General features: G+C 34.1%; 8 protein-coding genes and 1 tRNA gene. 6 read left to right on the forward strand and 3 right to left on the reverse strand.

From position 1 onward, the window contains the following. Window positions 1–124: 124 nt before the first annotated feature. Window positions 125–1,321 (reverse strand): O-antigen ligase, encoded by a 1,197-nt coding sequence (locus RWL86_RS07725; RefSeq protein ID WP_314078574.1) that lies wholly within the window; start codon window positions 1,319–1,321, stop codon window positions 125–127. 227 nt (window positions 1,322–1,548) lie between these two features. On the opposite strand from RWL86_RS07725, the gene gor reads away from it, so the two are divergent. Together gor and RWL86_RS07735 are read left to right on the forward strand one after the other, a co-directional pair. Next, on the forward strand, window positions 1,549–2,898 hold the full coding sequence (gene gor, locus RWL86_RS07730) for a glutathione-disulfide reductase (protein WP_314078575.1): 1,350 nt from the start codon (window positions 1,549–1,551) through the stop codon (window positions 2,896–2,898). 129 nt (window positions 2,899–3,027) lie between these two features. Next, window positions 3,028–3,729 (forward strand): YjjG family noncanonical pyrimidine nucleotidase, encoded by a 702-nt coding sequence (locus RWL86_RS07735; RefSeq protein WP_314078577.1) that lies wholly within the window; start codon window positions 3,028–3,030, stop codon window positions 3,727–3,729. A gap of 328 nt (window positions 3,730–4,057) precedes the next feature. Here RWL86_RS07735 and RWL86_RS07740 read toward each other — a convergent pair. Together RWL86_RS07740 and RWL86_RS07745 are read right to left on the reverse strand one after the other, a co-directional pair. Further along, window positions 4,058–4,140, reverse strand: a tRNA-Leu gene (locus tag RWL86_RS07740). 63 nt (window positions 4,141–4,203) lie between these two features. Next, the gene (locus tag RWL86_RS07745; protein WP_314078579.1) at window positions 4,204–4,650 is read right to left on the reverse strand and encodes a SprT family protein; all 447 of its coding nucleotides are present in this window, start codon (window positions 4,648–4,650) and stop codon (window positions 4,204–4,206) included. Window positions 4,651–4,779: 129 nt separating this feature from the next. Between RWL86_RS07745 and trkA the strand changes: the two genes are divergently transcribed. The 4 genes from trkA to RWL86_RS07765 all read left to right on the forward strand — a co-directional run bounded on the left by trkA (window position 4,780) and on the right by RWL86_RS07765 (window position 9,597). Continuing rightward, on the forward strand, window positions 4,780–6,132 hold the full coding sequence (trkA, locus tag RWL86_RS07750) for a Trk system potassium transporter TrkA (protein ID WP_314078582.1): 1,353 nt from the start codon (window positions 4,780–4,782) through the stop codon (window positions 6,130–6,132). A gap of 12 nt (window positions 6,133–6,144) precedes the next feature. Next, window positions 6,145–7,611 carry a TrkH family potassium uptake protein gene (locus RWL86_RS07755; protein ID WP_314078584.1) on the forward strand — a complete coding sequence of 489 codons (1,467 nt, stop codon included), beginning with the start codon at window positions 6,145–6,147 and terminating at the stop codon, window positions 7,609–7,611. Window positions 7,612–7,622: 11 nt separating this feature from the next. Beyond that, window positions 7,623–8,540 (forward strand): DMT family transporter, encoded by a 918-nt coding sequence (locus RWL86_RS07760; protein WP_314078587.1) that lies wholly within the window; start codon window positions 7,623–7,625, stop codon window positions 8,538–8,540. A 115-nt stretch (window positions 8,541–8,655) separates the two neighbouring features. Further along, the gene (locus tag RWL86_RS07765) at window positions 8,656–9,597 is read left to right on the forward strand and encodes a DUF1002 domain-containing protein (protein WP_314078589.1); all 942 of its coding nucleotides are present in this window, start codon (window positions 8,656–8,658) and stop codon (window positions 9,595–9,597) included. Window positions 9,598–9,661: the final 64 nt, after the last annotated feature.

The following is a 9,661-nucleotide window of genomic DNA, read 5'->3' on the forward strand; positions in this document are numbered from 1 at the left end:
CCAACTTTTGTTTCTGTCATGAGTAAGACGGTGAAACCGTCTTGGAGTTTTTCCTAAACAAAAAAATCCAGTTTTAACTGGATTTTTTTGTGTTTGCTATTAAGAAAAGTTCTTTTATTCGTATCTATTCATGCGGTATGTCAATCGTTTCGTTTCTTTCCCACATTGGAATGCTGCACATTACAACTAGGAAAATGAAAGCTGATTGAATCCAGAATAGAGCTAAGTCGAAAATTCCGTGAACAGCAACAACGACTAAAAATGAAACATATAATCCAACAATGGGACGTTTTTGAGGTTGACGACTCATTTCGATTAAACTACGAACGGGCTTGATACTAGCGATGGCTAATAATAAAGTACCGATATATCCATAACTCAAAATTGTATCAATATAAATACTATGAGCATGTTCATGATAAATAGCACCAATTCGTTGATAGCTATGCATATATGTTAATGGTCCTTCACCAAATAATGGATTTTGTTTGAAAAGGGTAAATCCTGCATTCCAAATGGAAATCCGTTCATCCATAGATGAATCTAAGGTTCCCATTCGAACTCCAATATCATTTGAAAATAGGAAGAATAGTCCAATAATAAAGACGCCAACACTTAACCAAAATGCTCGAGAACTTTTAATCGTTGTAAATAAATAAATAATAGCTCCGCAAATAATTGCAGGGAAAGCTGTTCTATTTTGCGTAAAGTTCAAACCGAATAAATTGATAAAGCAAGCGATAATACAGATGACTTTCCATTTCCAATTTTTGGTCGTTGTGAAAAGGTAAAAACCAATCATAATACAGAAGCAACAAATGATTCCGTAATAATTTGGATTGAAGAATGTAACCTCTGCACGATTTTGATGCCAAACTTGCATATTCGGTGCTAAAAATGCGTAATTAAATTTATGAACAATTTCAAAATGTTCTAAAAAGGCAAATAGCGCTGCAAATATACTTCCCAGTAAAATGGTCTGTAATACAATGTGGAAAAAATCTTGATTAATCCGTTTCTGGTAATAAACAAAGAATATCGCAAACCATAAAAATAAAATGGAAGCTGCTACTCCAATTAAATTACCACTTACTGCTGAGATAATCGTGCTATAAGCAATAAATGTTAATAACACTGGGTAATTCAGTAGTTGTCTTAAAATATGTTTCATTTTTCCAGTAAAGATTAATAGGATAAAATAAAACAAGAACAATGATAAAAACAAGTAAAACGGCAAAAAGATACTAACAATCATTAAATAGAGTGCCAAATCTTGATTTGGGAATCGCTTGATTTTATCAAGGATATACATTAGTTTCATAATAATTCCTTTCTAAATTTGAGAATGCTCTCAAATGAATGGTATGATATCTGACTTATTTTACCATTTTTCATTGAAATGTGGAAGATTTTTAAGGAGATTATAAGGTTTCTCATAAAAATCATTGCTTTGAGCAACATAGAAGACAAAAAACTGATGATAATGATATGATAATTGTAAATGAAATCGCATAGATATTTTAAATAAAGATGAAAGAGGGAACAAAGATGAGAGAATACGATATTATTGCAATTGGTGGAGGAAGTGGCGGTAGTGCAACGATGAATCGTGCAGCCATGCATGGAGCTAAAGCAGCTGTTATTGAGGGAAATATCATTGGGGGAACTTGTGTAAACGTTGGATGTGTTCCTAAAAAGGTAATGTGGTATGGTGCTCAAGTATCAGAAACTCTTAAAAACTATGCAGCAGATTATGGATATACCATTGGAGAAACTTCATTTGATTTTAAAACTTTAAGAAAAAATCGTGAAGCTTATATTGAACGCTCACGTCAAGCATTTTCAAATAATTTCAATAGAAATGGAATTGACTATATCGAAGGATATGCTCGTTTCGTAGATAAAAATACAGTTGAAGTAAATGGTGAACACATTCGTGCTAAACATATTGTGATTGCGACTGGTTCATATGCTTTTATTCCAAATGTTCCAGGTAGTGAACTTGGGGGTACTTCTGATGATGTATTTGCATGGGAAGAATTACCAGAATCAGTATCGATTATTGGTGCAGGATATATTGCAGTTGAATTAGCAGGAGTATTACATGCTTTAGGAGTAAAAACGGATTTATTTGTTCGTAAAGGTGGACCGTTAAGAGGTTTTGATCAAGGGATTGTTGAAGTCCTAGTAGAGGAAATGAAGAAAAATGGTCAACCATTACATACACATAAGGTTCCTCAAAAATTAGAAAAATTAGACAATGGCGATATTCAAATTCATTTTGAAGACGGCACTACTCATACAAGCCAAAAAGTTATTTGGGCAGTTGGACGTAAAGCAAATGTTAGTCAATTAAATTTAGAAGCAGCAGGAGTTAAACTTACAGAACGTGGGTTTATTCAAGTAGATGAGTATCAAAATACAACAACACCTGGCATTTATGCACTAGGAGATGTTTCTGGTGAAAAAGAATTAACACCTGTAGCGATTAAAGCAGGTAGAACATTGGCAGAACGTTTATTCAATGGTAAAACAGATGCAAAAATGGATTATGAATTAATTCCAACAGTTGTATTTTCACACCCAGCAATTGGCTCTATTGGTTTAACACAAGAACAAGCGGAAGCAAAATATGGTGCTGAAAATATTAAAGTATATCAATCAACTTTTGCAGGAATGTACTCAGCAATTACAGTTCACCGTCAAATGACAAAATTAAAATTAATTACATTAGGTGAAGAAGAAAAAGTAATTGGCTTACACGGAATTGGTGGAGGCATTGATGAAATGATTCAAGGATTTGCAGTTGCTATTAAAATGGGTGCTACTAAAGCAGATTTTGATGCAACAGTAGCGATTCACCCAACCGCTTCTGAAGAATTTGTTACAATGAGATAATAAGAATTTGAAGGATAAGGATACTTTTGTTTCAGCAAAGGTATCCTTTTTTTGTCGAAATGATATTAGTTGAAGAATGAAGCTATAGAGTGTATGATAAATTGTCATAAGATTTTAGGAGGAAAAGAAGTGAAAAAATACCAATATTTAATTTTTGATTTAGATAATACAATTTTTGATTTTTGGGGAGCAGAAGATTATGCTTTATCTCGTATTAGTCAAGAAGATGGATTAGAGTTTACTCCAGAAGTTTTAGAAGTTTACCGTACAATGAATAAAGGATTATGGGAACAATATGAGCAAGGAGAGATTTCTCAAACTTATTTAAATGAAGAAAGATTTGTCCGCTGGTTTGCTTACTATGGGATTCAAGTAGATGGAAGTGTTTGTGAGAAAAAATTCCGACACTATTTAGCAGAAGCGAATACAATGATGCCAGATGCATTAGAGATTATTCATGAATTAAAGAAAGACTTTGTTATGGTTGCAGCAACAAATGGAATTGAAGAAACTCAATCACTACGTTTGAAAACAGCTGGATTAGAAAACTTCTTTGAAAAGTTATTTATTTCTGAAGTAGTGGGATATCGTAAGCCAAGTAAAGAGTTTTTTGAGGCTGTAGTAGATCAAACAGAAGGAATGACGGTTGAGAATGCCTTAATGATTGGGGATAGTTTTAAGGCGGATATTTATGGGGCAAGTCGTATTGGAATGGATACTTGTTGGTATATGGAAACCCTTGAACGACCAACTGAGCCTGAGGAATTGTTGGCTGTGGAGCCAACGTATCAGATTGGGCATTTATCAGAACTGAATAAGATTGTTTTTTAATGGATTTATCTATAGTAGCAGAAGGACGGCAGCAGCCCTGCGGTCTCATGCCTAAAAGTTGAGCCTAAGGTCTCAACTTTTCCTGTGATAAAATCTGTAGTTTCAGATTTTATCACTAGTGCTACTATGAAAATCCTTTAGGTTCGGTCATATATGTTGGGACGTTTAGGATGTTATTGGATTTATCTATAGTAGCAGAAGGACGGCAGCAGCCCTGCGGTCTTATTGTTGCTATTATGAAAATCTTTGGGTCGTTCATCTAATAGAATCATCAAAATATAAAATAAAAGGGATGAAAGCATGGTCTCATCCCTTTTTCTATATTTTATGCGGCCGGCGGGACTTGAACCCGCACAGGTATACACCCACTGCCCCCTCAAGACAGCGCGTCTGCCATTCCGCCACGACCGCTCAATGTATGTAATGGTATCAAAGTTTAGCTCATAATGCAAGTGTTATAAATCGCTAGCACTATTACCCTTTAGAACTAGAATCTAATATTAAACTACCACGACAACGACCACAGCGGAATTTTTTTGTATCAATTTTTCTCATACGATGAAAAGTTGCTCCGCAAGAATTGCAAGAATAAACGTATCGATAAGGTTCCATTCGTTCTACAAAACGATGCCCTCCAACTTCTCGTAAGAGCATTTTAAAATCTCTATCTTGATGTCGATATCCTTTTCCTTCTTGATGTAAGTGATAATGACATAATTCATGTTTAATCACACCGATTAAGACTTCTTTACCTAGAATAGTTTCAACTTTAGGATTAATCTCAATATTGCCTGTTTTCAAAATATAACGACCACCACTGGATTTTAGTCGAGCGTTATAAGTTATATGATGGCGAAACTCTTTATGAAAGTATTTTTTTGAAATTTCTTGGCATAATTGTTGTAACTCTAATTGTTCCATTTACTCATTCCTTATGTTTTCATGTTTACATTGTAATATAAGAAGAGAGATTAGTACAATACATTGACGTTCTTCTATTATAAGAGTAAAATGACACTCGGAAGATTTTAAAGACCTGGAGGAAAATGTGTGAAAATAGTAATTGTTGGTGGAGGAAAGGTCGGCGAAGTACTTTGCCGTGAACTAACTTCAGAAGCAAATGATATTGTTTTAATTGATAAAAATCCTGTCATTGTAGAAAGAATGATGAATAAATTTGATATCATGGGGATTGTTGGAAACGGCGCAAGTTATGATATCCAACAAGAAGCAGGAGTTGCGAATGCAGATATTTTTCTAGCTGTATCAGAAATGGATGAAATTAATATTATTGCAGCCATTTTAGCTAAAAAAATTGGAGCAGAATATACGGTAGCTCGTGTTCGAAACCCAGAGTATTCTCAACAGTTGAATTTTGTTCGAGAAAGTTTAGGAATTTCCTTATTAATTAATCCGGAATTATCAGCAGCACGTGATATTTTTAAAATTTTTAAATATCCATCTGCCTTAAGTGTAGAAAGTTTTGCCAGCAATCGGGTTAGTTTAATTGAGTTGGAAATTCAAGACCATTCACCATTAATTGGATTAAGCTTAAAAGATTTTAGAAATCGATTCGGGACTATCCTAGTTTGTGCGATTCAACGTGATTCTGAAGTATTTATTCCAAGTGGGGATTCTTTTATTCAAAAAGGCGACCGTATTCATATTACTGGAGCATACGAAGATATCTCTACCTTTTTAAAAATTACGAATTATATTACGAAACAAGTCCGTTCAAGTTTAGTGGTTGGAGGAGGGAAAATTGCGTATTATTTATTAGATATGCTTAAAACGACTAAAATCCATCCAAAAGTCATTGAAGTCAATGAAGAACGTGCGAAATTTTTAAGTGAACAATTTCCAAATGCTACAATTATTCATGCAGATGGAACGGATCATGATGTATTAGAAGAAGAGATGTTAACAAACTATGATGCTTTCGTTTCATTAACAGGAATTGATGAAGAAAACTTAATTTTATCAGTATATGCGAAACACCGTGGTGTTCGAAAAGTTATTACTAAAATGAGCCGTACCGGTATTTTAAAAGTATTAAAAAACGTTGACCCACAATCGATTATTACGCCAAAGCAAATTGTTGCCAATGAAATTGTTCAATTTGTACGTGCTCGTGCGAATACTAAGGGATCAAATGTTGAAGCTTTGTATCGTGTAGCTGATAATCAAGTAGAAGCATTGCAATTTCGTATTGAAAGAAATAGTCGTGTTTGTGGGATTCCACTCTCTAAATTAAAAACAAAATCGAATTTATTAATTGCCTTTATCGTTCGTGGGGAAAAATTAATTTATCCGGATGGAAATGACCAATTAGAACCGCATGATAGAGTAATCGTCGTAACAACTCAGAAAAACTTCGATGATATTATCGATATTTTAGAATAGGAGTTGATGACTTTGCAAAGAAGAACAGTATGTTATTTGGTAGGAAAAATTTTACAAGTCGAAGCTTTATTATTACTTCTACCATTAATTGTTAGTTTGATTTATCGAGAAAGTTTCCATCAACTGCTAAGTTATGCGGGAACGATTGCTTTATTAGTTGTTATAGGGACAGTTTGTACACTAGCAAAGCCTAAAAATATGAAAATCATGCCACGAGACGGAATTGTAACGGTAGCGTTAAGTTGGATATTATTATCCTTTTTTGGTGGGTTACCATTTGTGTTTGCAGGAGAAATTCCAAATTTAGCAGATGCATTTTTTGAAACAGCTAGTGGTTTTACAACAACTGGTTCAAGTATTTTAAGTGATTTGTCTATTTTAGGCTATTCTTCATTATTTTGGCGTAGTTTTACCCACTTAGTTGGAGGAATGGGGGTACTAGTATTTGCATTAGCCATTTTACCAAGTACGGGATCTGATTCCGTTCAGTTAATGCGTGCAGAAGTTCCAGGCCCTGTTTTTGGGAAATTAGTCTCTAAACTAGCAAAAACTGCCCGTATTTTATATGCGATTTATTTAGTGATGACGGCGATATTGGTCATTATTTTAATGCTTGTTAAAGTTCCGTTATTTGATGCCTTATTATTATCATTTGGGACAGCTGGAACAGGTGGATTCTCTATTAACAATGCAGGATTTGCGATTTATCAAAATCCGGAAATGGTTGAGTGGATTATAGGAATTGGAATGATGCTCTTTGGAGTGAACTTTAACTTATATTATTTCCTATTATTAGGGTCAATTCGAGAAGTGTTGACGGATGAGGAAGGTCGTTCATATCTTGGGATTATCGCGTTTGCGTCAGTGGCTATTTTTGCTTCATTAAGCATCGTACAATCTCAGTTAGATGTTCCGTTTAGAAGTGTATTTTTCACGGTATCATCGATTATTACAACAACAGGATATTCAACAGTCGATTTTGGTCTGTGGGGAGTATTTCCACAAGTAGTCTTATTGTTATTAATGTTTATAGGAGGATGTGCGGGTTCTACAGCCGGAGGTATTAAAGTTTCTCGTGTAGTGATTTATGTTAAAAATGCCATTGCTGAAATTAAGAAAATGGGACAACCTCGTCGAGTGATTATGCCGAAGTTTAATGGCAAAGTAGTCGATGATAAAATGTCGAGTGGAATTGCGAACTATTTATTAGTCTATGTAGCTGTATTTTTAGTGTTGTTAATTTCTGCTTCATTTGAAGCACCTGACTTTTTAACAGCATTTTCAAGTGTCGCAGCGACGTTTAATAATATTGGACCTGGATTAGGAGAAGTAGGTCCAACAAGTAATTTCTCTATGTATTCTGATTTTAATACGATTTTGCTATCTCTTGGAATGATTGCTGGACGTTTAGAGATTTATCCAATGATTTTATTATTCTCTACCACTTCACTAGGAGCATTCTTCATTTCTGAAAAATAGGAGGAATCGTTTTGGATAAATTAGTAAAAGGTAGAATTTATACATTAATCGGTGCAATCTCATGGGGATTATCTGGAGCCTGTGGTCAATATTTGATGAATGATTCAGCAGTTTCTCCAATCTATTTAACAGCGCTCCGAATGATGATTGCAGGTTTAGTTTTAACACTTTTTGCATATTGGAAACAACCAAAGCAATTTCGTGAAGTAGTGAAGTCTCCAAAAATAATGAGAAGAATGTTATTTTTTGGGATTTTTGGATTGATGTTATGTCAATTGACCTATTTAATTGCCATCCATTCGTCTAATGCTGGAACAGCGACTGTACTGCAATATACTTGTCCGATTTTAATTGTCATTTATGTAAGTTTAAAAGAGAAGACAGTACCAACAGTAATGGAATTTGTTGCGATAGTTTTTGCTTTAGTAGGTACGTTTGTTATTGCGACTCATGGAAATCCATTTAACTTATCCCTTACTCCTGCTGGATTGTTTTGGGGAATTATTTCCGCATTTACCTATGCATTATATACCTTATTACCTGGAAAATTAATTCAGCAATGGGGAAGTTTAATTGTAACTGGTTTAGGATTATTGTCCGGTGGAATTTTATTTTATATTGGTAGCGCTAGTTGGCAATATACGATTCAATGGAAACCTTATACTTTCATTGCCTTTATCGGAATTATTGGAATTGGAACGATTTTTGCATATACATTGTATTTAGAAGGTGTTTCACTCATTGGACCTGTTCAAGGAAGTTTGTTAGCTTCAGCAGAACCAATTTCCTCAGTATTCTTTTCGATTATTTTATTAGGAGAAGTATTCCAAAGAATTGATATTGTGGGAATCGTACTTATATTAATAGCAGTTTATCTCATTACAATGAAAGAACAATTGCAAGAAAAACATATGAAAATAAAACATTAACATATGCCTCTGTGAAGAACATTCGCAGAGGTATTTTTATACAATTCTTAATAAAAATCTCCACATTTATTCAAAAAAATAGAGTAAGATAGAATAGTCAAAGGAGGTTAATGACATGAAAAAAATAGTTCGCCCTATCATTGTTGCAACAATGCTATTAGGACTTGTTTCTCAGCAAGTTTATGCGATTGATACAACAGCCATTAATGAGAAATGGGGGAAACCAACCGTTGTTTACGGTGGTGGTTTAAATGACCAACAAATTAAAGAAACATCTAAATTATTAGGAATTAAAGATGAAAATACTGTAACGACAACAAAAGCTACAGGAGAAGATTTAGTGAAGTACTTAGGAGCTGGTGAAGCGAATACTTCGGTAATGATTTCATCTGTAATGGTTCAAAAGAGAAATAAAGGAGAAGGAGTAAAGGTTCATATTGCTACTCCGAAAAATATTACACTTGTTACTTCTGAACAATATGCTAATGCAGCGATTACAGCAGGGGTAGCGGATGCAGAAATTGAAGTTGCAGCTGTGTCGAAAGTAACGGGTGAATCAGCTTTAACAGGTGTGTATAAAGCTTTTGAAGCAAATGGAGTAGTATTAGATGAAAAACGTACAGCAGTTGCTCAAAAGGAGCTAGAGTTAACGAATCAAATTGCTCAAGAACAGGCAAAAGAAAAAGGCTTTGATGCTGCAAAATTAGATCAAGCTATGATTGATATTAAGAAAGCTCTAGCAGAAATCAAAGAAAAACAAGGTCAAGTAGCCACAAAAGAAGATGTTGAAAGAATTGTGAATGAGGCATTAAAAAAATATGGATTAGATACAGTTATTAGTCCAACTCAAGTGAATAATATTATTCAGTTTGCCTTAAGTTACCAACAAACTAGTGCGATTGATTCCAAACAAGTATTAGAACAATTAAATTCATTATCTAATACTGTAAAAGGAAAAATTGGTCAATTAGTGGATCAAGCCAATCGTGAAGGATGGTTTGATAAAATTGTGACATTCTTCAAAGAAATATTTAATGCTATTTTTAGTTCAAAATAGAGAACAACAAAAAAGAGGCTGGGCAAAAAGTCTCAAAAATAGAAGAAAGCACTATAAAATTCTG

Source organism: uncultured Granulicatella sp. (genome assembly GCF_963515095.1).
Taxonomy (GTDB): Bacteria; Bacillota; Bacilli; order Lactobacillales; family Aerococcaceae; genus Granulicatella.